General features: G+C 44.3%; 23 protein-coding genes and 1 tRNA gene. 12 read left to right on the top strand and 12 right to left on the bottom strand.

Annotated features, from left to right (window positions below; all coding sequences use genetic code 11):
- Positions 1-68: 68 nt before the first annotated feature.
- Entirely contained in the window at positions 69-665 is a 597-nt protein-coding gene (locus tag OXI21_RS07455) for a nitroreductase family protein (protein ID WP_279618933.1), read from the bottom strand.
- A gap of 361 nt (positions 666-1026) precedes the next feature.
- Here OXI21_RS07455 and OXI21_RS07450 point away from each other — a divergent pair.
- The 3 genes from OXI21_RS07450 to rpsU all read left to right on the top strand — a co-directional run bounded on the left by OXI21_RS07450 (position 1027) and on the right by rpsU (position 2889).
- A tRNA-Leu gene (locus tag OXI21_RS07450) sits at positions 1027-1110 on the top strand.
- 108 nt (positions 1111-1218) lie between these two features.
- A complete protein-coding gene (gene tig / locus OXI21_RS07445; RefSeq protein WP_279618932.1) occupies positions 1219-2520 on the top strand; it encodes a trigger factor in 1302 nt (433 codons plus the stop codon).
- A 153-nt stretch (positions 2521-2673) separates the two neighbouring features.
- On the top strand, positions 2674-2889 hold the full coding sequence (gene rpsU / locus OXI21_RS07440; protein ID WP_279618931.1) for a 30S ribosomal protein S21: 216 nt from the start codon (positions 2674-2676) through the stop codon (positions 2887-2889).
- Positions 2890-3075: 186 nt separating this feature from the next.
- Here rpsU and ilvD read toward each other — a convergent pair whose 3' ends face one another.
- The 3 genes from ilvD to OXI21_RS07425 all read right to left on the bottom strand — a co-directional run bounded on the left by ilvD (position 3076) and on the right by OXI21_RS07425 (position 6118).
- Positions 3076-4929 carry a dihydroxy-acid dehydratase gene (gene ilvD / locus OXI21_RS07435; protein WP_279618930.1) on the bottom strand — a complete coding sequence of 618 codons (1854 nt, stop codon included), beginning with the start codon at positions 4927-4929 and terminating at the stop codon, positions 3076-3078.
- Positions 4930-5122: 193 nt separating this feature from the next.
- Positions 5123-5545, bottom strand: coding sequence for a YchJ family metal-binding protein (locus OXI21_RS07430; protein ID WP_279618929.1), 423 nt, complete (start codon positions 5543-5545; stop codon positions 5123-5125).
- Between the two features lie 141 nt (positions 5546-5686).
- Positions 5687-6118 (bottom strand): TOBE domain-containing protein, encoded by a 432-nt coding sequence (locus tag OXI21_RS07425; RefSeq protein ID WP_279618928.1) that lies wholly within the window; start codon positions 6116-6118, stop codon positions 5687-5689.
- Between the two features lie 645 nt (positions 6119-6763).
- On the opposite strand from OXI21_RS07425, the gene OXI21_RS07420 reads away from it, so the two are divergent.
- From OXI21_RS07420 to OXI21_RS07410, 3 genes are all read left to right on the top strand, one after another.
- The gene (locus OXI21_RS07420) at positions 6764-7372 is read left to right on the top strand and encodes a hypothetical protein (protein ID WP_279618927.1); all 609 of its coding nucleotides are present in this window, start codon (positions 6764-6766) and stop codon (positions 7370-7372) included.
- Positions 7373-7456: 84 nt separating this feature from the next.
- Complete coding sequence (locus OXI21_RS07415) at positions 7457-7744, top strand: GIY-YIG nuclease family protein (RefSeq protein ID WP_279618926.1); 288 nt, start codon at positions 7457-7459, stop codon at positions 7742-7744.
- Between the two features lie 85 nt (positions 7745-7829).
- Positions 7830-8735: a toxin-antitoxin system YwqK family antitoxin gene (locus OXI21_RS07410; protein ID WP_279618925.1), complete on the top strand. Its 906-nt coding sequence runs from the start codon at positions 7830-7832 to the stop codon at positions 8733-8735.
- Between the two features lie 50 nt (positions 8736-8785).
- Here the strand turns inward: OXI21_RS07410 and OXI21_RS07405 are convergent, their stop codons facing one another.
- On the bottom strand, positions 8786-9106 hold the full coding sequence (locus OXI21_RS07405) for a hypothetical protein (protein ID WP_279618924.1): 321 nt from the start codon (positions 9104-9106) through the stop codon (positions 8786-8788).
- 88 nt (positions 9107-9194) lie between these two features.
- Here OXI21_RS07405 and OXI21_RS07400 point away from each other — a divergent pair, with 88 nt between their 5' ends.
- From OXI21_RS07400 to OXI21_RS07390, 3 genes are all read left to right on the top strand, one after another.
- Complete coding sequence (locus tag OXI21_RS07400; RefSeq protein ID WP_279618923.1) at positions 9195-9803, top strand: HAD family hydrolase; 609 nt, start codon at positions 9195-9197, stop codon at positions 9801-9803.
- Between the two features lie 467 nt (positions 9804-10270).
- Complete coding sequence (locus tag OXI21_RS07395; protein WP_279618922.1) at positions 10271-11650, top strand: FAD/NAD(P)-binding oxidoreductase; 1380 nt, start codon at positions 10271-10273, stop codon at positions 11648-11650.
- A gap of 10 nt (positions 11651-11660) precedes the next feature.
- Positions 11661-12014: a DUF5368 domain-containing protein gene (locus OXI21_RS07390; protein ID WP_279618921.1), complete on the top strand. Its 354-nt coding sequence runs from the start codon at positions 11661-11663 to the stop codon at positions 12012-12014.
- Between the two features lie 107 nt (positions 12015-12121).
- Here OXI21_RS07390 and mepA read toward each other — a convergent pair whose 3' ends face one another.
- Together mepA and OXI21_RS07380 are read right to left on the bottom strand one after the other, a co-directional pair.
- Positions 12122-12961, bottom strand: coding sequence for a penicillin-insensitive murein endopeptidase (mepA, locus tag OXI21_RS07385; RefSeq protein WP_279618920.1), 840 nt, complete (start codon positions 12959-12961; stop codon positions 12122-12124).
- Between the two features lie 50 nt (positions 12962-13011).
- Entirely contained in the window at positions 13012-13176 is a 165-nt protein-coding gene (locus OXI21_RS07380; RefSeq protein WP_279618919.1) for a hypothetical protein, read from the bottom strand.
- Between the two features lie 492 nt (positions 13177-13668).
- Between OXI21_RS07380 and OXI21_RS07375 the strand changes: the two genes are divergently transcribed.
- Positions 13669-14571: a MetQ/NlpA family ABC transporter substrate-binding protein gene (locus OXI21_RS07375; RefSeq protein WP_279618918.1), complete on the top strand. Its 903-nt coding sequence runs from the start codon at positions 13669-13671 to the stop codon at positions 14569-14571.
- Positions 14572-14728: 157 nt separating this feature from the next.
- Here OXI21_RS07375 and OXI21_RS07370 read toward each other — a convergent pair whose 3' ends face one another.
- The 5 genes from OXI21_RS07370 to OXI21_RS07350 all read right to left on the bottom strand — a co-directional run bounded on the left by OXI21_RS07370 (position 14729) and on the right by OXI21_RS07350 (position 20709).
- The gene (locus tag OXI21_RS07370; protein ID WP_279618917.1) at positions 14729-16153 is read right to left on the bottom strand and encodes an APC family permease; all 1425 of its coding nucleotides are present in this window, start codon (positions 16151-16153) and stop codon (positions 14729-14731) included.
- Positions 16154-16365: 212 nt separating this feature from the next.
- Positions 16366-16599, bottom strand: a complete 234-nt coding sequence (locus OXI21_RS07365; RefSeq protein ID WP_279618916.1) for a SlyX family protein — start codon at positions 16597-16599, stop codon at positions 16366-16368.
- 79 nt (positions 16600-16678) lie between these two features.
- On the bottom strand, positions 16679-18760 hold the full coding sequence (locus OXI21_RS07360; RefSeq protein ID WP_279618915.1) for a transglutaminaseTgpA domain-containing protein: 2082 nt from the start codon (positions 18758-18760) through the stop codon (positions 16679-16681).
- Positions 18761-18791: 31 nt separating this feature from the next.
- The gene (locus tag OXI21_RS07355) at positions 18792-19745 is read right to left on the bottom strand and encodes a DUF58 domain-containing protein (protein ID WP_279618914.1); all 954 of its coding nucleotides are present in this window, start codon (positions 19743-19745) and stop codon (positions 18792-18794) included.
- A 49-nt stretch (positions 19746-19794) separates the two neighbouring features.
- Positions 19795-20709: a MoxR family ATPase gene (locus tag OXI21_RS07350; RefSeq protein WP_279618913.1), complete on the bottom strand. Its 915-nt coding sequence runs from the start codon at positions 20707-20709 to the stop codon at positions 19795-19797.
- 212 nt (positions 20710-20921) lie between these two features.
- Here OXI21_RS07350 and OXI21_RS07345 point away from each other — a divergent pair, with 212 nt between their 5' ends.
- Complete coding sequence (locus OXI21_RS07345) at positions 20922-21347, top strand: DUF3592 domain-containing protein (protein ID WP_279618912.1); 426 nt, start codon at positions 20922-20924, stop codon at positions 21345-21347.
- A 143-nt stretch (positions 21348-21490) separates the two neighbouring features.
- Positions 21491-23353, top strand: coding sequence for a protein-disulfide reductase DsbD (gene dsbD, locus OXI21_RS07340; protein WP_279618911.1), 1863 nt, complete (start codon positions 21491-21493; stop codon positions 23351-23353).
- Positions 23354-23452: the final 99 nt, after the last annotated feature.

Below are 23452 nucleotides of genomic sequence, written 5' to 3'. Positions count from 1 at the left end.
CGTGGCATAAAAAAGGATCTCTATCTATAAGAGATCCTTTTTTGTTACCGCAATCCTATATAGGAAAATTATTTTCCGGCAACGATCACACGCTCGTCGTCATCCATAAATGTTTTTTCTGCGGCGGGCGATTCAATCGAGCCAAACGGCATCTGCGCGCGAAGTGACCAAGTTTTTGGAATATCCCACGCTTTACGCACTTCTTCATCAATAAGAGGATTGTAATGCTGTAACGATGCGCCGATTCCCGCTTCACTAAAGGCCAGCCATAACGCTAATTGTGCCATACCGCTCGCCTGCTCTGACCAAATTGGGAAATTATCCGCATAGAGCGCAAACTGTTCCTGAAGCCCTTCGACCACGGCTTGATCTTCAAAAAAGAGCACTGTTCCAAAGCCTGCCGCAAAGCTATTGAGTTTCGTTTCCGTCGCCGTAAACGCTTCTGCCGGCACCATTTGACGTAAAATCTCTTTAGCAATATCCCACACGCGTTGATGCTCTTCACCAAGTAAGACTAACGCACGCGAACTTTGTGAATTAAACGCCGAAGGGGATTCCCGTAAAACCTTTTTCACCAATGCTTCAATCGCATCGGGCGCCATGGTTACATTTTTTCCTAAATGATAGATCGAGCGACGGGTTTTCAATAATTGTGTAAAGCTCATATAGCACTCCTTATATTGTCTATTTTGCAAAGGCGTTTTCATTTAACATCACGCTCTGCCTACCCGCCTATCATACAAAACTTTGCTTTTTTGATAAATAGCGACACGCCAAACGCACTGTTTCACTCATAGAACAATCGTTTTCGGCAAAAACCATCCCATAAAACAATGAGCACAAATCTTTTTATCGATTTGACTAAAATTTGCCTAATTTGGGGCTTTACATTTAACGAAAAAACCGTAGAATAGTCCTCGTTGATTCGGTTTCACCTCTCAAAATTTGAGAGCAAAACAAAATCCTAAAATGATTAAAATTTAGGTTTGACGAAACTGAAAAAGTCTGTATAATTTACAGCTTATTGCGAGTGTGGCGAAATTGGTATACGCGCTAGACTTAGGATCTAGTGGTTCATCCGTGAGAGTTCGAGTCTCTCCACTCGCACCATACAAGTTTATGGTGATGAATATTCACCTTAATAAAAGAAAAGGTGCTTATATGGCGCCTTTTTTTTTGTTTATACACAACCATAATTAAATTTCAGGTATAAAAGATATGTCAACCATTGAAACATTAGAAGGACTTAAACGTCACACCGTTATCGAGCTTGACCAAGCTGCTGTTCAAGCTGAAGTTAAAACACGTTTAAAAGATCTATCTAAACGCATTCGTTTAGACGGCTTCCGCCCTGGTAAAGTGCCAGTAAGCGTTGTGCAAAAAATGCACGGTGATCAAGTGAAATACGAAGTTATCAATGATCAAATTGGTCAGGCATACCGCGCATTCCTAGAAGAAAACAAAGATCTTAAAACTGCAGGCTATCCTGAAATTTCAGTGGTCGAAGGCGAAGAGTACAAATTCAACGTTAACTTTGAAGTAATGCCAGAATTTGAACTTCAAGGGTTAGACGGTCTTAAAGCAACGAAAATCGAAGCTGAAGTAAAAGATGAAGATCTTGACCTTATGCTTGAGCGTTTACAAAAACAACAATCTAAATGGAACGTTGTTGAGCGCGCAGCTGCAAACGATGACCGCGTTAAAATCGATTTCGTAGGCCGCGTTGATGGCGAAGAATTCGAAGGTGGTAAAGGTACAGACGTTCCTTTAGTGCTTGGTTCAGGTTCAATGATCCCAGGTTTTGAAGACCAAATCGTAGGTCTTTCAACCGGCGATACCAAAACCATCGAAGTGACCTTCCCTGAAGAGTATCATTCAGAAAACTTAAAAGGCAAAGCCGCTGAGTTTGACATCACTGTGAATGAAGTTGCTGAAATGGAACTTCCTGCCATTGATGAAGAATTCGCGAAAAACTTAGGCATCGAGGATGGTAAAGTTGAATCACTTCGTGCAGAGCTTAAGAAAAACATGGAGCGCGAGCTTAAATCAGCGCTACAAAACAGCTTCAAAAACTCAATGATGGAATCACTTGCTGCGGCAAATGAGATCGAAGTTCCAAATGCGTTAGTGAATGCTGAAGTTCAAAACATGGCACGCCAATCAAACTTCCCAGAAGCGCAAAACCAAGAGCAAGCGGCTCAATTAATGGAAATTGCTATGAGCTCATTTGGTGAAGAAGCGAAAAAACGCGCACGCCTTGGTCTTTTAATCGCGAAAGTGATCGAAGATAACAAAATTGAACTCGACGATAAATACGTTGAAGCACGCCTAAACATGCTTGCTGAAACCTATGAAGATCCTGAAGAAGTACTTGCTTACTTCCGCTCTAACGAAGAGAACATGCGCCAAATTCAAAACATCGCGCTAGAAGATCAAATCGTTGACGTTCTTGCTGAAAAAGCCGAGATCGTTACTGAAGAAAAAGCATTCCAAGACGTAATGAACGCAAGCTTCCAGTAAGCAGCAACACTTTCGCCCTACGCGAAATGTAAATTTGACAATAAAAGCCTTTTGAACTTTACAAAAGGCTTTTATTTTGTGTATAATAGTCAATTCGAGTTCTTTTAAATAAGAACATTTTTATTTAAATTATTATTAATTGAGGTGATATAGATGCCTTCCGTCAAGATTCGTGAAAATGAACCATTTGACGTCGCTATGCGTCGTTTCAGACGTTCTTGTGAAAAAGCTGGTATTGTTTCAGAAGTTCGTGCACGTGAATTCTATGAAAAACCAACGCAAGAAAGAAAGCGTAAGGCAGCGGCGGCAAAAAAACGTCATTATAAACGTATAATGCGTGAATCAAACCGTCGTATTCGTTACTACTAGTAGTTATCGAATTCAAATCAAATGATTTCAAAGCTCTAACATTGTTAGAGCTTTTTTGTTATCTAAAAGAAACCGCTTAGTCACTTGGTAAAGTACTCAGTAAATCGGGAGCATAAAAAACCTCTTAAGAGACGGGCTCACTAAGAGGTTTTGAGACTTTACTATGTTTTGCTTATTTAATTCTACTTATTTAAGTTTCTCTAAACGCGTTACATCACGTACAGCACCAAATGCCGCAGAGGTTGCAAGCGCACCATACACTTTAAGTGCAGGGCTGATTTTACGCTCACGTTTTTCCGCAGGAACAAAGCCTTTTTCACGTTGCGCTGCTAGACGCTTTTCAATCTCGCTCGCGTCAACCTTTAAGTTAATTGAACGATTCGGGATATCGATCTCAATCAGATCGCCCGTTTCAACTACGGCAATCACCCCGCCATCGGCTGCCTCGGGGGATGCATGCCCAATTGATAAACCTGAAGTACCGCCTGAGAAGCGTCCGTCTGTAAGTAGCGCACAAGCCGCACCTAACCCTTTTGATTTAAGGTATGAGGTGGGATAGAGCATCTCTTGCATTCCCGGACCGCCTTTAGGGCCTTCGTAACGAATGATCACCACTTCGCCCGCTTTCACTTCATCATTTAAAATTCCACGAACCGCTGAATCTTGGCTCTCAAATACGCGCGCTTTCCCGGTAAATTTAAGAATCGATTCATCAACCCCAGCGGTTTTTACAATGCAGCCATCTTCTGCAAGATTCCCGTAGAGAACAGCAATACCACCATCTTGACTAAAGGCGTGCTCAATATCACGAATACACCCTGAGACACGATCAGTATCGAGTGAATCAAAATATCGGTCTTGGCTAAATGCTTCAGTCGTGCGAACGCCGCCAGGAGCTGCGCGATAGAAATCACCTGAAGCATCACTTCGCATTACATCCCATTTCTCAAGCGCCTCTTTAAATGAAGCACTGTGAATGGTCGGAAGATCGCTATGGAAGAGCCCTGCACGATCGAGCTCCCCTAAAATTCCGAAGATTCCTCCGGCACGGTGCACATCTTCCATATGATATTGGCTGGTCGATGGAGAGACTTTACAGAGATGCGGAACTTTACGGGATAAACGATCGATATCCTGCATAGTAAAATCAACGCCCGCTTCCTGCGCCGCCGCTAATAAGTGAAGAACGGTGTTACTTGAGCCACCCATGGCAATATCAAGCATCATCGCATTTTCAAACGCTTTGAAACTTGCAATCGAACGTGGAAGTACTGCTTCATTGCCCTTCTCGTAATACTCTTTCGTTACCGTCACAATGCGACGTGCCGCTTCTAAAAAGAGCTCTTTACGGCGCGCATGCGTTGCTAACATCGAGCCATTTCCCGGAAGTGAAAGACCGAGCGCTTCGGTTAAACAGTTCATCGAGTTTGCGGTAAACATTCCTGAACACGAACCACAGGTTGGACACGCAGCCGATTCAATCGCATTCACCTTATCATCGCTCTCTGAATCATCGGCCGCCATCACCATCGCATCAACAAGGTCAAGACGGAGATTTTCCCCATCCCAAACGACTTTTCCGGATTCCATCGGCCCACCCGAAACAAAGATCGTCGGGATATTAAGACGCATTGACGCCATTAACATGCCCGGGGTAATTTTGTCACAGTTTGAGATACAGATCATCGCATCGGCGCAGTGCGCATTGACCATATATTCAACGGAATCGGCGATCAAATCACGGCTTGGAAGCGAATAGAGCATACCATCGTGCCCCATGGCAATTCCGTCATCTACCGCGATTGTATTAAATTCTTTCGCCACCCCGCCCGCTTTCTCAATCTCACGCGCGACCATTTGCCCGAGATCCTTCAGGTGAACGTGCCCTGGAACGAACTGAGTAAATGAGTTGACCACCGCAATAATCGGTTTTTTAAAGTCTTCATCTTTCATGCCCGTTGCGCGCCAAAGTGCACGTGCCCCAGCCATATTGCGACCTTGGGTGGATGTGTGAGAACGATATTTAGGATAGTTTGGCATTGCCGACCTCTTATTATTGTTGTGTAGATAAATGGCTATAAGATCCGCTCAAATAGCCATCGTTGACCTTTTGCTCCCCCGATCGAGTATTTCTCGACAATTAAAGAGCCCATCAACGATAATAGCCAAATTATCCCTCCTCTTTCAAGCATTCAGGCGGATAAATCTTTTATCTTGTAAAACGGATCCCAACTTATGCGTCAAAAATCTCGCCATCAACATAGCGCCACGCCCCCTCTTCGATTAAAAATCGGCTCAGTTCAATCAATTTATGGGCTTTTCCGTGAATGCTATATCGCGCTTCATAACGCACAAAAGCCTCATTTTCAGATTCTCCCAGATAATGCTCTCGCACAATCAGGCGAAGCCATTTGGTCTCCTCGTCAAAAGAAATTGACTCGGGACGGGTCGTCGAATGCCAGCTCATTTTGAGATAGGCCTCATCTTCAAGCACAAAGGCACTATAGCGGGAGCGCATTAATGCTTCAGCCGATTCTGCTTTTCCACCTTGATGGAGCACCCCGCAACAGGTTTGATAGGTTCGATTCGATCCACACGGGCAATTTTTCGCCTCGTCGATCGCCCCACTTAATCCTTCCTTTTTTCTGCTTTGCATGCGCTTTTTCCCCACGCTCAATCCTTTTTATAATCATCTACAATAAAACAGACAGACAAAAAAATACCACCTCGCTCTTATCAAACGAGATGGTTAGTATATCAAATCTGCTCTGCGCTATTTTCAGCGCTACGGCTTAATTTACGCTTTTTTAGTCGCTAAAATTACGTGCGGTGCTTTAAAGAGTGCTTTAATGTTTTCACCAACGAAAAGATCTAAATTTTTCACACTTTCGTTCGTGATGATCGCCACAAGCTCCACCTCATCATTAACGCGAATGAAGACTTCACTATTGACCGCTCCTTCTTTAAGATCGACGATTTCACCAACAAAGAGGTTGCGAGTTGAAAACTCATAATCCGCTGAGTGACGCGCGAGGATGATCCACGGCGCTTTTACAAACGCTAAAACTTCTTTACCCTCTTCGAGGCCTAAGCGTTTTGTGCTCGATTGGGTAATGCCTGCAACGACTTCTAAACCGCCGCCAATATCAACAATCACTTCGTCATTAGTCGCGCCCGAATGAATGGATTTTACTACGCCATGAAATTGGTTACGTGCTGTTGTTTTCATTTTATTTTCCTTTTCAATTGCCTAATGTATTCGCCTATCACGAGGCAAACGTCTCAGACTGAGACAAATCGCTTACAATTCTTTATCCTTATAAAATAGTCTATTTCCAGCCAACGAGACGCTAAATTTTCAGACTAAATCTGGATGAATATCAATCAAACGATAAACGATCCCAAACTCAAAAAATTCGACAATTTACATTATTAAATTAATCAAAGAGAGTTAAGTGGCTTCATTCTACCACTCTCAAAATTAAAACAAATAGTTACTAAGGACTGCCTCCCTAATCCCTCTGAATTAGGCCGATCGCCTTACAGTTCAAAAATCTTCTTAACCATTTTCTTTGTTGCACTTTTTCCTTACAATTTCCTCTATAAAGTACACCTAAATGATCTGTTTTCTGATGGGGACAATAACACCACTTTCGGCTAACAATACAAAAACTGATAGTGAATTGAGGCAAGAGACGAATCTGTGTGGGCTATCGGTGAAACCTCCCTATTTTATCCACTTCATTGCGAGGATTCATACATGACTCAAGTCAGAAAAACGGGAACTATCTCACACTTTTTCATCACAGCACTCTAGAATGAATTTGAGCTCCGAGGAAAGCTCATTGAACGACTTAACAAAAGATAACATATTATGAAAATGCAAATCACCACGCCCCAGAAGGCAGAAACCATCTATCAATATGTCGGTAAGACAAATGATTTTACCTCGCTTGAGATATTTGATTTGTCCTGCCCTGCGCTCGTCTATCCGGATAAGTTGTTGCCTGAAAGCTGTTTTACCATCTATAACGAACGCATCGACGCGCTCGATGAATACTCGATCGATGAAATTTTAGCCATGCGTCTCAGCCTTTATACCGAACAAGAAGAATATTTAACCACAACGCTTCACGACCTTTGTTTAGATGAACGCGCGGTTAATCTTTCCGATGAGATGATCTGCAATTATCTGCGCAATACACTCGATTATGTCATCTATAAAAAATCCACTGAAACCTCGAAAGATCACGTTAACAATTTTCATCATCTAAAAGAACATCTCTTTATTAATGAGGATTATCGCGATCAACTTGAGCTTTTTATGGAGATTCGTCAGCCGTATGTGATGCGCGATGATAGTTTGCAAGAAAATCTTGAAAAAGAGTATTCGTTTATCTCAAGTTACACTGAACAAATTTTAAAACTCTACGAGCTTGCACTCAATTACTTTGATAAAACACCGGAGGTGGCCAATGGTTGATCGATCAGACGACCCGTATCCCCCTTCAGGCACACCTCGTATGCTACACTAACCATCCATCAATTTTGATCCGGATGGTTTTTTATGTCTGATACCTCCAACAGCGCGGAAACACCGCACCACTACGTCTATATTGTTAAGTGCGCCGATAATAGCTATTACACCGGCTACACTAACGATCTCCTCGCTCGCGTTGCGACGCACAATGCCAAAAAAGGCGCTAAATATACCCAAGGACGCACCCCTGTCACGCTGATCTATCATGAGATCTTTCCTACCAAACAGAGCGCAATGCAACGGGAATATGCCATCAAAAAACTAAACCGAGCACAAAAAGAACGCTTGATTTATGCTAAAAAAATTGGCTCATAGCGTGCAGTTTTGTCGCTTTTTGCCAAAATTCGTTATACTATACAGATCGCTAACTGCTTTAGCAGGTTGTTTAAAGGAGCACTTGATGCGTTTTTTAGCTGTTTCCATGGTTACCATCGCTGTATTTTCACCACTTTTTTCCCCGCTCTTTGCGGATCAATCGGTGAGCCCTTCATCAAGTCCGAAACAGACTGCTAAAACACCAAGCACGCCCCAAAATTCCACCCAAATTGATCTAATCGCCACCGCCGAAGCCCCTTGGTTACTCGGATCGGTCGTTGCAAAAGGCGATTATAATGGCCCCATCTATCGTAAATTCTTAGGGATCACCACCGAAGGATTCTATCTCGTACAAGATCACTATGCCGATCACGTTGGGCAAACGCGCACTGAACCCTTTCTCTTAATGCGGAAAACCGATCTCCATGATTTTTGCTACGCCATCGATGATGAAGCGCGCTATCAGAAATATTGTCAAAAAACCGGATTTACCGGCCCGCTCATCACCTACTATCAAAATGGAAAGCTCCATGTGATGGGCGATTATCAAAATGGCACGCGCGTCAATCTTTGGCGCTCATGGTATCCTTCCGGCGAATTAAAACGTCTCGCCAATTTTGATGAAAAGGGCCATAAAGAGGGGGAATACCGCGAGTATTATCAAAATGGAAAGCTCTCCGCAAAAGGGGTTTATCGCGCTGATCAAAAAACCGGCTTTTGGGTAACTTGGTATCAAACCGGCCAACTAAAAACGGAAAAACAGTATCAAAATGGCGTACCTAATGGACAGTGGCTTGAACGCTACCCAAGTGGCGAGCTAGCAAAACGCGCGACCTATCAAAACGGTACGCTCGTTGAGCCGATCGAATATTGGAGTGAAACGGGCGAAAAGACGCTATCAGACCCAGCAGAAACGGAGCTCGATGCGCTTAAAGAGCAAGCGCCTCATACGCTTCCCCTAGCGGTTAAAACATCCTTTCGCCGCTGGTAATCAACCTAAATCCAGAGTTTATTTAACATCGCCTTACGAATTACGGCGGCTTACGGCTTAATATAAGCAAACCCATCCGCTTGATATTGAGCAATCGCCACAACGCCCGCTTGAATCGTCTTAATCCCCGTATCATGAGAAAGCTCGATATCATTGCCTTTAAGGGAATTAGCGCACGCGCAGACTAACACTTGGCTCAGTAATCCATCGAGCTTATCGATCACTTCCGGATAGACAAAGCCCTTCACCGCATCGCCATTTACCACTAATACAAGTGTTGCGCTCGGTTCGGCTTTTAGGAAATTTTGAATATTGTTGATCGCACGATTCCAACGTGGCAGATCACTTAGATGAAAAACAACTTGATACATCGCTCCTCCATTCGTTTATTTTTATATTTCCCTTATAATAATCAAATTAACGCCTCCGCGCGATCTTTTTAATTTTGAAGGAGTCACCATGGCAACATTGCATACTTTACCCTACTGGATTTTCGATATGGACGGCACGTTAACCGTGCAAAATCATAATTTCGATGAGATGAAACGCGCCCTTGAAGTCCCGGAGGAAGAGGCCCATGACATGCTCCGTTATATTCGTTCCTTACCCGAAAAAGAAGCCAAAGAGAAGCATGCGTGGCTGTTAAATTACGGGCTCACTAAAGCCGCCGACTCAAAACCCAATCGCGGCGCCATTGAGCTACTTGATTATCTCACCCACGAAAAGGGGGCAAAGCTCGGGTTATTAACCCGCAATAATCGGAACGTCGCACTTAAAACATTAGAAGCCATTGACGCGCTTAAATATTTTGAAATGGACGATATTTTAGGCCGTGATGAAGCTGCGCCAAAACCCGATCCTGATGGGATTTTACATCTCTTAAATCGCTGGAATGGAACACCTCAAAAAGCGGTGATGGTAGGCGATTTTACCTTTGATCTTAACTGTGGGCGCAATGCAGGAACGTCTACAATCTTAGTCAATCAACCGGAGAACTTCTGGCCGGAGATCACTGATTTTTACTTCGCCGATTGTGCCGCAATCTTAGAACATTTAACGAATTCATAGCCTATTTGTGCAATAAATTGTGAGTATTTTTGCAAAATCCATCTAATTAATGCTCGAAGCGCAACAATTATGCAGCCTCGTTATTGAATGCCCGTTCAAAAGAGGCTGTGTTGATTAAACCCATTGGTAATTCACACTTCTTAACACTTCCGAGCACCGAAAATACCCCCTTTTAAATGAAGGACGTGAGTAATAAATTCTATTAATAGCGCTTTTTTTACATCAAATTAATTTATTCATTGATAATATGTTTTTTATGCAAGCTTGAAGATTCTTGTAGATCTCATTACAATTATTAGAGCCTTATAAAGTCGCTAAAATTGTTCTATATCGCGACACTCACCTCTATAAGGCTTATAATTTCAATAGATTAATGTAATTAAAATTAATATATAGAATTTTCTGCAAAAGGAACGCTTTTAGTTTTGCAGACCCACTCGTTTATTTAAAGTTAAAGGCATTGTCAAATGACAGATCAAAAAGAGAAAGATGTCCAATCTCCGGAAGCTGCTCACAATCCAAGCCGCCGCGATGCATTACGCTATCTTGGGGCTGCTGGAGCAGGTTCTGTCGTACTTGGAGCTGCAGGTACGGGCGCAACCGTTCTATTAAGCAAACCTTCCGTTAAAAAAGTTAAAACCAGCGTTAATATCGTAATCGCTGGAGCCGGTGCTGCAGGATTAGCGACAGCATCACGTTTAGCTGACCGTTTAGAAGGCGCGAAAATCACCATCATTGATGCCCGTAAAGAGCATTACTATCAACCTGGTTTTACCCTCGTTGCAGCAGGCATTAAGCCCGGTGATTACCCGGTTTCAAAAACTAAAGATTACCTTCCAAAAGGCATCGATTTAATCGAAGAGCGTGTGGCTGAAATCGATCCTGATGCGAACAAAGTCGTCACTGAAAGCGGGAAAACCGTTGCCTATGACTATCTCTTTGTTGCCATGGGATTAAAACTCGATTACGCAGCGATCGAAGGAATGGATGAGTCCTTAATCGGTCAAAACGGGATGGGCAGTATCTATCACGGCCCTGAGTCGGCAAAACGCACCTGGGAACAGATGTCTAAATTTGCAGACAATGGCGGCGTGGGTATCTTCCATCGCCCCAATACTGAGATGAAGTGTGCCGGCGCACCGCTTAAATATACCTTCATCACCGAAGATTATTTAACCCGTCGCGGCAACCGCAGCAAAGCGGAAATCATCTATAACTCAAACAATAAAGCCCTCTTCAGTGTGCCGATTGTTTCTGAGAAAGTCAGAATGCTCTTTGAAGAGCGTGATATTCATATCAACCACGACCGCGATCTGATTGCGATCGACCCGGGTAAGCGCATTGCAACGTTTGCAAAGCCTGAAGGGACCGAAGAATATCAATACGATTTTATCAACGTGATTCCACCAATGCGTGCGCCTGATCCTGTGCGTTATAGCCCGCTTGCGTGGAAAGATGGCATCTGGGCCTTTGATGGCTGGATGGAAGTTGAAAAATCAACGCTTCGTCACGTTCGCTATCGCAACGTATTTGGTGTGGGTGATATCGCAGGGGTTCCGAAAGGGAAAACTGCGGCATCGGTTAAATGGCAGGTGCCCGTTGCAGTGGATCATTTAGTGGCAGAGCTTGAAGGAAAAACCTCCGACGCTCATTACGATGGTTATACCTCGTGCCCAATGATTACCCGTCTTGGTCAAGCAATGCTCGTTGAGTTCGATTATCACAACAACTTAACCCCATCATTCCCGGGCATTATCGCACCGCTCGAAGAGCTGTGGATTAGCTGGGTAATGAAAACCATGGCGCTTAAACCCACCTACATTAGTATGTTACGCGGTCGCGCATAAGGAGAACAGCATGCAAGAATTTGATCTATTAACGATTGTTTCCGTCTTCCAAGAGATGCTTGGCCCACTTTTATGGGTATTAATGGCGATCATTATTTTTGGAACCTTAGCGTTTATCGCGCTTATCATGTTTGAAAAAGGCATCGTATCAACGCGCATGGTTCGCTCACAAGCAGCAGGTCTTTTGGGCGGTGTGGTTGCCCTTATCATCATGGCAAAGGTCTCCTCATCAGGCTTTACTGACGCAGGTGGCCCGGCAGACTGGTTCTTAATCGCGCTTGTCTACGGTCTTGGCTTTATCGGCGCAACAATCGTGTTATATACACTCTTTGGCTGGATTTCAGCACTGAAAACAGCTAAATAATACAATAATTCGTTTAAAACGAACCATTAAAAAGCGAACTTAGGAATCATTTGTTCAACCTAAGTTCGCTTTTTTATTGCCTCAATGAATTCAGCAACTTTGGCTATTTACTGTTCTTGTAATAATTGCTGACAACGAAGTGGCATCGGTGGACGGGGTTTTGCTTTCCCGCTTCCTGGCTTTGGCCCATTAATTGCGTAATCGGATTGATCCCGAATCCAATTATCCAGATCGGCCGTACAACCTGAGGTTTTAGGAATCGGCGCTTGTGGCAAGCAGCTTGCCTCCCCTTTCGGACATTTTAAGCGCACGTGAAAGTGAGAATCATGCCCAAACCACGGGCGGATTTTATATTGCCACGGCGCATTGGGGTCGATTTTACAGAGCTCTTTTTTGATCACCGGATTGATAAAAATTCGGTCCACCTCAGGAAAGCTCGCCGCTTCCCCAACAAACTCAAAAATCTCATCGCGCCAATCGGAATTAACGATGCCTTTAACTTTATCTACCACAGAGGGCGATCCGATCTTTTCAATATAAGCGGGTTTAAAGGCACTTGGCTTCATCGTGTATAACCAAATATCCACATCGAGCCCAATTTGATGACTTGCATGAGAGGAATTCATCAATCCACCGCGCGGTTGGCTCATATCCCCAACAAAAAGCAGCACACCCTTTTTCTCACGAATTTTCGCGAGTTTTTCAATATAGTCAATGAGCGCCGGATGCCCAAAATGGCGATTTCGACTCTGGCGCATGGTTTGGTAGCCGGGGCCCTTATCCGCGAGCTTTTCAGCTCCTAATAGACAGCCATTTGCATAACTTCCAATCACTTCTGTCTCATGAAGCGTCGGTGTTTTAAACTCATTAAAGGCGCGCCCTTCAGCCACGCTAAGGCAAAAAATTGCACCCAGTGCAATCGCCATCGCTCGTTTCATCTGCCCCATCTCTTACTCCTCTATTTTTAATCATTAGAATCCAAGATCTAAACTTGCTATCACTCAAGATGCTCTGACCGCTCTGCCTCTTTCCGCTCCTCTTTTTTAGCCAATAATCGAATGGTAATTAACGCCATTACCAGTAATAAAAGCGCTCCCATAAACACCACAGGATCGATAAAAAATGCGAGCAATAAAATAATTAAGATGGCAAAAAACAGCATGAAGCCTCCTCTTCTAACCTGTCAACACGGTATAAACTCTCGCTATCATAGCATTTTATTGTGTAGAAAATCGCGCATTCCGTAGCATCAATTTTGCGCCACCTTCTTCTGTCAATCTACTCTTTAATAGTTAAAACAATTAAGTACTGTTTGCAACGGTTAAAAAGCTATGCTATTTGTTAAGAGGTAACTTCCTTTATATCGTTGAGAAACTTTTTTGAGACCCTCATGACAACTGCGACATTCATTCATCACCACGCCCTCTCCACCACGGTTTGCAATAAATCGATGGCGTGCTGTTGTTGTCGTTTCTCACACGCATAATTTTTTCAATCGAACAGAGTTTTTATCTTAAGCCTCTCTTTACGAGGGCTTAATGGGCATGCGCTGACAATCGATTAGATCGTCCCCGTTTAAATTCATATTTAACTTTTCATTAAACTCAAACCATTCACAACCTCTTTATTCACTGCCTAACTAGGAGATTTTCCCATGGCTATTTTTTATCGCGCGCCAAAAGGTGCGCTTCGTTTACGTCCTTTATTTAACTTAACCTCAAAAGCCATCTTTAAAGGGCTATTGTTACTCATCGCAAGCGTTGTTTTAATCAGCTGTGGCAATCAAAATTCAGCCGAATCAGAGCTCACTAAAATGACCCTTCGTGTGGGCGTATCGCCTGGGCCTTATAACGATCTATTTAATGACGCGGTAAAACCCATTTTAGAGCGTGAAGGGTATACGATAAAACTCGTTAACTTTTCCAATCTCTTGGAATCGAACATAGGCACGATCGAAAAAGGCGTTGACCTAACCGTCGCGCAACATTCCGCCTATATGAAGGTGTTTAATAAAGAGCGTAATGCTCATCTAAAGCCGGTGGTTGCCGTCCCCTCGGTGCCTGCAGCGATCTTTTCCGATAAATACAGCTCCCTTGATGCTATTACCCCTAAGATGAAAATCGCCATCCCGCAAGATCCATCAAATGCGGCGCGGGCCTATAATTTGCTTGCAAAAGCCGGTTGGATCACTTTAAAAGAGTCCGATTCGCCACTACTTGTAACCCACAATGACATCACCTCTAACCCGCTTAATTTAGAGATTATTGAGGTGGATTCCGCGACCATTCCACGCATTATGATCGATATCGATTACGCTGTGATTCCGGGGAGCATTGTCTATTCAGCGGGGATTCCTTCTGAAAGAGGATTGCTTCAAGAAAATATCATTCCAGAGCTTGAGATTTTAGTGGTCGTCAATGAGGGGATGGAACAGAGTGATTGGGCTAAGGCAATAAAACGCATCTATCAATCTGAGGAATTTTTCGCTTATATGGACGCACACAATCAAAATCATTATTGGGTGCTCGCTCAAACCGATCACGGTAGCGAAGAGTAATAAAAACTGAAAATTAAAAAACCGCACGGAACGTTCGCTCGGTGCGGTTTTAAATCGTTTTTAAGTTGTTAGCAATATTTTTTATGCTCGTGTCGAGACCTAACTATGCTGACTCAAAACGGAGTGTCTTTCTCTTCAAAGAAATATAAAACTTAAACTAAAATTCACGCTCACGCAGTGCTGGAATGCTTTTGCCTTGAACCCGTTTACGATAGAGTAAAAATCCTAAGTAAACTGCCCCAAGCGCCGCCCATGAGAGCCCCCATTTTAGGGATTCTGCACTTAAATAGTACCAGAGCACTCCGATCGAAATCGCGCCGTAGAGCGGTAATACGAGATAGAGCAAGTGATCTTTCATGGTCACGCGTCTGCCATCTTTAATGTAGTATTGGAAGATCACCGAGAGGTTTACAAAGGTAAACGCGGTGAGCGCTCCAAAGTTCACTAAATGCAGAGCAATCTCAAGATTAAAGAAGCATGCAGAGAGTGAAATAATGCCCACTAAAATAACGTTAAACGATGGCGTTCTCCATTTTGGGTGGATGTATGCAAATCCTTTTTTCGGAAATGCGCCATCACGGCCCATTACATACATTAAGCGTGAAACACCTGTGTGCGCCGCAAGTCCTGACGCAAACACCGTAATGATTGAAAAGGTGAGTGCAAAGGATTGGAACGCTTTTCCAGCAACATAGAGTAAAATCTCTGGCTGGCTTTCATCAGGTTGCTTAAAGATGCTCGCATCCGGGAAGAAAATCTGCAAGAAATAAGTCGTGATAATAAAGACAACGCCCCCAATTAATGTGGTGAGGAGAATCGCTTTTGGAATCACATTTTCAGCATCTTTCGTCTCTTCTGAGAGGGAGCTTAAGCCATCAAATCCTAAAAACGAGAAGCAGAGAATCGTCGCGCCCATTAAGATGGGAGAGATTTTCATATCTTCTGAAATAAAGGGCTGAAGACTAAACAGACTCATTGGCTCTGGACGCGGTTGTACGATACCATCGACAACGATTTGCTGATCTGCCACGATTCCTTGAATCACAAGGAAGAGGAAAACCGCCATTAAAAGCATCTGGAAAAATACAATTAACCCATTAAAATTCGCCACTAATTCCACGCCTTTTAAGTTAATCACCGTCATCATTAACGATAATCCCACTACAAAATAGGGCACCGGAATATTGGGGAACAATGCATGGAGATAAATTGTCGCCAATAAGATGTTAATCATGGGATTAAAGAGGTAGTCAAGGAGCGAACACCAGCCCACCATAAACCCAAGGTTTTTGTTAATCGAACGCTGCGTATAGGTATAAGCAGACCCCGCCGATGGATATCGACGCACCATTTTTCCGTAACTCAATGCGGTAAAAAGCATCGCAATCAATGCGACGATATACGAGGTAGGCACGTGCCCACCACTATCTTTGCTCACAATACCAAAGGTATCGTAAACGGTCATCGGTTGCATATACGCAAGGCCAATCATGACCACTTGCCATAACACCAATGTTTTTTTCAGGGTTGAAGAAGAATCAGTAGAAACTGTTGCCTGGGGGAGTCTTGCAGTATATTCCATCACGCACTCCTTTAAAGTCAGGGTTTAAAGGGAGCAATAACCATTTTTTATAATCGAATTGAATACCTACAATGGGATTATGGTATTGCCAACAACATTTTTCTTTTTCGAAGAAAGACCGGAGAATTTTAGAGCATTTTGCCCAAAAGGCTAGCTTTATTTACCCCATCTTTATATTTTTTTTAAATAATTGCGATAGATTTTATAAATAATCAGTAATGGGGCGGTTTTTCATCGACGGCGGAATATTGTGTGCCCTCTTCCGCCGGTAAATTCTTCAGTTTTTCGAGCAATAATTGATGCGCGCGCGTTAACAATTCGATCTGTTTTGCCTGTTCAATTAGCGTCTCGTTTAAGATCTCAATAGTATGCTCATGAAAGCCTTCACGACTTTCTAATTCAATGATGCGCTCTTCAAGCTCATTCACTCTGCTCTCAATACTCATCGTTTTTCCTTTTCATGTTAATTCATTGTATTCAAAAGGGATTCTTAAAATCGTAAGAAATCTCCAAACGGCAGGCATATTATAACGCGCGAAAGAGGGATTGATAGAGCTTTTTCCGTGCGTTTTTACGAGCTTTAGCGGACTTCCCATTCATTTCAGGGGCGTAATGCAGACGCTCAAATTCTTGAAAGAGATCCTCAAGCACCGCTCTTTCAGGCGCATCTAAAACGCCCTCAAGTTTCGCTAAAATCTCTTTATGGGAATCGGAACGTAAAATCTCTACCCCACCCCTTTTTTCTGTCCGCTGATTGAGTTTATCGATCAATTTCTGGTAGCTTCGCCCTTCATCAAAACGCATCATTTGCCACGGTTTTAAGATCATCAGCGTAATGCCGCCAAATAAAATCCCAAAGAATCCCGCCAAGAGTAGCAACAATTTTCGTAACGATAATACGCCAAATAGATCGCTTAATCCTTCCATCAATTGCGAAGGCTTGTAGCCTAAAATAGTTTTTGCCCAAAAATATTCAAGTTGCTCTTTAAAGGCAGTGAACGAATAAGATATCTGACCAAATAGCCCTAAATCAACGCGATTCCGATCGCCTAAATCCCCTTGCAAGCCTTCAATCCCATCTTCAATTCGGCTCGGATGAATCGCGCCGGTTGGATCAACGCGCACCCAACCCCGCCCTTCGAGCCAATACTCAACCCACGCATGGGCATGAGATCCGCGTACCTGAATGCGCCGTTTTTCCGCATCGATCAAACCGCCGTGATAGCCCATCACAATCCGCGAGGGAATATCGGCAACGCGGAGCATAAACGCAAGCGAGCTCGCATAGTGCTCACAAAACCCGCGTTTCGAATCGATAAAAAACTGATCGATCACATTCCCCGTCAATCGCCCAGGCTTTAAGGTATAGACATATTCTTCATTATGAATATGAGTCAAAATGCGATTAACGAGCGCTTCAGGGGAGGAGACTTTGAGCTTTTCACCTAAGACCCACGCCGCCGTTTCCGGATTACTCCACGCTTCCACCTCACGATACCTCTCTAAACGGGGATGATTTGGCGGAAGATCCCGATCGAGCGAGGCCATCGGGAAGGCCACAAGCTCATAACGAATTTTACTGGTGACCGGATACGGCGCCTCAAATCGATAATCAAAATGCTGGCGATAACGCTCCCCTTGAGGATTCATCGAAATATCGAGCGCCACCACATCTTTACGGTGCGTCGGTTCATACAAAATAAAATAAGCATATTGCGGCCCACGGGGAATCACTCGGGCGGGCATATTCGAATGCTCAAATTGCGGAGAACGCGACCACCCTTTTCCATCAAAATGATCGAGCGTTAAAACGCGCCAATAGAGATCTTCTCGGCGAGGCATCATGCCATCAAATTCAGCCCAAAACATCAGCTCATCATTCTCGGCAAGCTCTGAAATATCACCGGGATTGAGCCGATCGCCCACCCCCATTTTACTCGCAATCTCCGTCTTATCTTGATTGAGCGATAAAAGAGACGGAAAACGAGGAAAGACAAAAAAGAGCGCAATCATTAAGGGAAGCGCGGCAAAAAGCGCGATCGTCACCTCTTTAAACATAAACCTATTTTTAAAGGGCGCATCATCGCTCTGCTCAAACCCCAATAGTGCCATTGTCGTTGCCCAAAGAGGAATGAGGCTAAAGAGTGCCATCCACATCGAGGTATCGAAAATAAATCCCACCGCAAGGGTAAAATAGGCAAGCAACACAAGCACCCACCCATCGCGAAGCGTCCGCGCCTCGACAAACTTAAGGGAAAAGAGCGCAACTAAAAGAACGCTGCTTCCAATCGTATTAAAAAAGTTTCCATACACCCCGCCCATCACTGCTAAAAGTGCAACAACCACCAACGTTTTGACAAGGCCACTGGGATAGGTGCGGCGCATGCGATAGATCTCATAACGCCAATAAAATGCCGCAAGTGCAATGGGAAGAATCCAAAGCGGTAGATAGAGAATAAAGTGCGGAATCACTACCGCAATATAGGCCACCAAGAGCCAGGTCAGACTGCTGCGTGGAATCGGCTTTTCTGTTTTCGGGCGTTTTGAGCGTTTCGGCACTGTTTTTCCCCAAGGAAAACGTCCTATGCTGTGATTATCTCGACTCATCGTCTCCATCATTCATTCCTTATCAAGCGGTTTAATAGAGCGCGAGCGCCGTTAAAATTTGGGTTAAATGCGCCTCGCCACGACTTGGCAAAATCACCTCTTTACCGATCACCGCGCCATATTGCTCTCCTCTCTCTTCCGCCTTTAAAATGTGATAACACAATTTGGAAAGCGCCGCTTCCGTCCCGCCGGAATAATCGGCCAAATGATACCAATTTGGGGTTCCCTCTTCGGCAACAAAGGATTTCACATAGAGCCCCTGTCCTTTTGCATAAGCCTGCCAATCAATGCGGCGTAATGAATGTCCCGGCGTATAGCGCACAAGCTCGTCAAAATCATCGATGCCCTCTTTTTCGGTTGCCCGTTGCCCACTCTCTTTTTCATCGAGAAAGTTCAGCGCTCTAAGGGGCGGTTTTTCAGACTCCACTGGCATGGGATAACAGAGCACCGATTCATCGAGCCAGACATAGCTCCACACCTTAAAAAACCCAAACGGATAGTGACTCTCAATGCGTAAACGGGGCATCTCAAGCAGGCCTCGTTCCGGCGCTTCTAAGAAAAGAGATAACTCTCGGCGCTCGCCCTTTTTAAGATCCGTTTTTACGAAAATCGATCGTCCAAATCCAAGCCCAATGGCCATATGATGGCGCTCTCGCCCCTCAAGCACGACATTAAATTTAGCATTATCGCCGGCGAAAATAGCACTTGCTGCACTTGAAAAGAGTCGTAATCCTAAAATATTACGCCAACTAAAAATCATGCTCACCCCTAAAAGGCTTAAGAGCCAAAAAAGGAGCAGATGCACCAGCGGATTTTGGAAGTTAATGGCCAGAATCAGTAAAAGCAGAATAAAGCCTAAAAAGAGAAAACCTTGCCGACGCGGCACAATGTAAATTTCACGATGCCCAAGCCGTTTTTCCGTCACCCCTTTAGGCGCTCGGCGCGCATAAAACGCCTCCATTTTTTTCTGAAACCACCCGCTCATTTTGCTTTTCTCGCCTCTTTTTTCTCGGGGTTAAACCCGTCACCCACCACTATAAAATATTGACATCCGTTAAAATTCGCTCGACTAACCGATGCTCCTCACCGCTTCGATGTTGATCGCGCAAACGATGGGTACAGACCGATGGCATCACCATCTTCACATCTTCCGGAATCACATAATCGCGCCCTGAAAGATAAGCATAGGCACGGCTCGCACCCAGGAGCGCTTGCGTTCCCCTCGGGGAAAGGCCAATCGAAAACTCAGAGTGCGTACGCGTGTATTGAGCAATATTTAAAATGTAATGAATGATCTCATCGGAGGCATGAATCGTGGCAACCGCTGCTTGCGCTGTCTGTAGCGCTTCCCGAGAAAAACGCTCCGGTAAAGCACTCGAGGCGGCGCGATTTTCCCCTTTTAAGATCGATTTTTCCGCCTCAAATGAGGGATATCCGAGCGAGATGCGCATTAAAAATCGGTCAAGCTGAGAATCCGGAAGCGGATAGGTTCCCGCGGCGTACGATACGGGATTTTGCGTTGCAATCACAAAGAAACTTTCGGGCAGATCATAGCTATGATTCCCAATCGTCACTTGACGCTCTTCCATAGCCTCAAGGAGCGCACTCTGGCTTTTTGGCGTAGTACGATTAATCTCATCGGCGAGGAGCACTTCGGTAAAGATCGGCCCTTTATGGAGGGTAAATTCTTGGGTCTGCGGATTAAAGACCTCACCGCCCAAAATATCGCCCGGCAGAAGATCGGAGGTAAATTGAATGCGCTGATAGGTGAGCCCGAGCACTTTGGCAAGCGCGTGAGAGAGCGTTGTTTTCCCCATACCGGGAAGATCCTCCAGGAGCAAGTGTCCGCGGGCTAAAAGGCACGCAAGACTCAATTTAATCTCGCGCCGCTTCCCTAATAACACCTCTTCAAGGAGATCAATCACTCCTGCTAACTCCGCCTGACTCATATGTTGCCCCTCTCTCAATTTGTTTCCGATATGCTTGTAAATAATCTCTGATAGTGTAGCCTTTTCGCTCAATTTCTTCTATTAATTGTCCGTGAAAATTACGATTTGGTACATAAACTCTGGCAATCTTTATGCTGTTCTTCACGTTAAAACAGGTTACAATAGTGCCCTAATTTGACACAATTTAATGAGTCTTTCACAAGGAGAATCGAGTGAATAAGCAACAAATGTGGCTACGCGGATTGCGTATTTTCGGGCTAATTATCTTCGCCTTTGGCGGGTATTTAACCTATGAACTGCGCAACTTTATTAAAGAATCAGAAACAGCGCGCGCAACGGTCGATAGCGTTGAACTCTCCGATTCGAGCAATGCACTCTATGTCCATTTTAAAGATCAACTCGATCGCCGGCACTTTGTCAAACTCGATTACGGCAAACAGACGCCACCCTTTGAAAAAGGGGAAGAATTTATCGTTCACTACCCCATTGATGCGCCCGATAATGCGCGTATTCAATCCTTTTTAGCGACATGGCAAGGCACCATTTTCGGCGGTCTTGGACTCATTATCTTTATCGGTGGCTCGCTTCCGCTCTTTATCGAGCGCCGCAGGCAAAACCGAGCGAAAAAAGTGTCATAATTTTGGAACAGATAGGTGATCTTGATAATACTTGAATCACCTATTTTTATTCTCGTAGATGTAGCCCTTTGGCGCTTATAACGACAACAAATTGGCTACGCTGCATCTACCCGATCCATTGTTACATTAGGAACCAACCACCTATGAGAAAACAGATTCTTACGACGATTGGGACGCTCCTGATCCTCTTTTTAACCACGCTAACCGCACAGGCGCAGCTTTTTCAATCGCCAAGTAATAGTGGCTTTGGTGGGCAATCGCTCACCGGAAAAATTCGTCAAAATGATGAACTATTACCGCCCGATCGCGCTTTTGTCCCGACACTGACACGCTTTGATGATGGGCGCATTAATCTCCATTTTGAGATTCATCCCGATTACTATCTCTATCGGGATCGCATTAAAATCCGAGTATTAAATGAGGTACTCACACTCGATGAAGTGGCACTTCCTGAAGGCGTTTGGCATGAGGATGAATTTTTTGGTCGTCAAATGATCTATGATTTCCCCATTGTGATTCCTATCAATCCCAAGGGCGATTTTGCTCAGGTTAAAAATTTACATCTTTTTATTGAAGCGCAAGGGTGCGCCAAAAAAGGGCTCTGTTTTCCCCCACACCGCTGGGAAGAGACACTTTCGATCAATCCAAATTTAAAGATTGATGATGCGCTCATCTCCCTTGAAGAGACGCTCGCGCTCGATATTCCAATGGCAGAACACGATCGCCTCACCCAATATCTGCTTGATAAAAAATATATGGCGATCCCGCTCTTTTTTATCTTTGGGCTACTTCTCACCTTTACCCCTTGCGTCTTGCCGATGCTCCCTATTTTATCGGGCATTTTAACAAGTCGTGGCGTAGAAACCGCTAAAAATGGCTTTGTGGTTTCGCTCATTTATGTGCTCTCCATGGCGTCAATCTATGTACTGCTTGGCCTCCTTGCCGCCTTCTTTGGTAAAGGCTTTGCCGCCTATCTACAGCACCCTTATGTCCTAATCGGCTTTGCCGCCATCTTCGTGCTGCTCGCGCTGAGTATGTTTGGGCTTTACGAACTGCAAATGCCTGCAAAAGTGCAAAATTACCTCAATCGCATTAGCCAAAATCAAGAAGGCAAAAGTGGCTATGCGGGCGTTATTATTATGGGAATGCTCTCGGCGCTCATTGTGGGCCCTTGCGTCACTGCACCGCTCATTGGTGTGATTGGCCTTGTGGCGCAATCGCAAGATTATCTCTTAGGGGGCACGATTTTATTTAGCATGAGCATGGGAATGGGCGTACCGCTGCTGATTCTAGGGGCCTCGTCAGGCCATCTATTGCCAAAAGCTGGTGGCTGGATGACGCAGGTAAAAATCCTCTTTGGGTTTATTTTGCTCGGCATTGCGGCCTACTTTATCGGGCGCATTGTTCCCTTTAAATGGGAGCAGTGGCTCTATGCCCTTGTCGCACTGTCCGCGGCAACTTGGCTCTTTATCTATGTGAAAAAATCAAAAGCCTATCTCTCCTTTTTCTCGCTTGTTGCGATTGCGTCCCTGATCTTCGGGCTCTATTCCATTAAAGAATCGACCCGCGTCATTGAAACGATCGACTTTACCGAAATTAAAGGGATTGAAGGTTTAAATAGCGCGCTTGCAGAGAATACGCTACCGCTAACGATGCTCGAATTTAACGCTGACTGGTGCGTTGCCTGTAAAGAGATGGAGAAATATGTCTTTAGCCATGATTCGGTAAAAACACTGCTTAAACCGATTCAGCTCTTAAGCAGCGATGTGACCGCCAATGATGCGCTCGATCAGCAGCTGCAAAAGCACTTTTCAATCTATGGACCGCCGGCGATTCTCTTTTTCGATCATCAAGGCAATGAGTTAGAACCCTACCGCATTATGGGATCGGTTTCAAAAGAGAGTTTTACCGCGCACATCACCCTACTGTATGAGAACATGGGCGTGCCAGTTCCGCTTGAGCTCCTCGATGAAAATCCTGAGCTCACACCACAAGAAACGCCTTAATCGGACTTTATAAATAACGCCGATAAATAGCACGCAATAAAAAAGGAATCGTCTCATTAAAAAGCGATTCCTTTTTTTATCTCTTGTTTATCTAAATCT

It is taken from the genome of Ignatzschineria sp. RMDPL8A (genome assembly GCF_029815055.1).
Lineage (GTDB): Bacteria > Pseudomonadota > Gammaproteobacteria > Cardiobacteriales > Wohlfahrtiimonadaceae > CALZBJ01.
This window is presented reverse-complemented; position numbering and strand designations above follow the sequence as displayed.